At 51.9% G+C, this 270-nt stretch carries 2 tRNA genes; both read right to left on the reverse strand.

The window, feature by feature from the left end:
• Nucleotide 1 precedes the first annotated feature (1 nt).
• Nucleotides 2–77 (reverse strand) — tRNA-Ala (locus OGX81_RS00590).
• A 113-nt stretch (nt 78–190) separates the two neighbouring features.
• A tRNA-Ile gene (locus OGX81_RS00595) sits at nt 191–267 on the reverse strand.
• Between the last annotated feature and the right edge of the window lie 3 nt (nt 268–270).

A 270-nucleotide genomic window follows, 5' to 3' on the forward strand; every position in this document is an offset into this window, starting at 1 on the left:
ATGGTGGAGCTATGCGGGATCGAACCGCAGACCTCCTGCGTGCAAAGCAGGCGCTCTCCCAGCTGAGCTATAGCCCCATACAGTACAGTCAGAACCTCTTACCGATGATTTTTCCTGAGACAAGGCGGGGAATGACGAAGCATACTTAAAGTATGTGAGTCATTTCACAACGCAGTATTCAGGGAAAATCTGGTAGGCCTGAGTGGACTTGAACCACCGACCTCACCCTTATCAGGGGTGCGCTCTAACCACCTGAGCTACAAGCCTGTA

Origin of the sequence: Citrobacter sp. CK206, assembly GCF_030333125.1 — a bacterium.
GTDB classification, from domain to species: domain Bacteria; phylum Pseudomonadota; class Gammaproteobacteria; order Enterobacterales; family Enterobacteriaceae; genus Citrobacter_B; species Citrobacter_B koseri.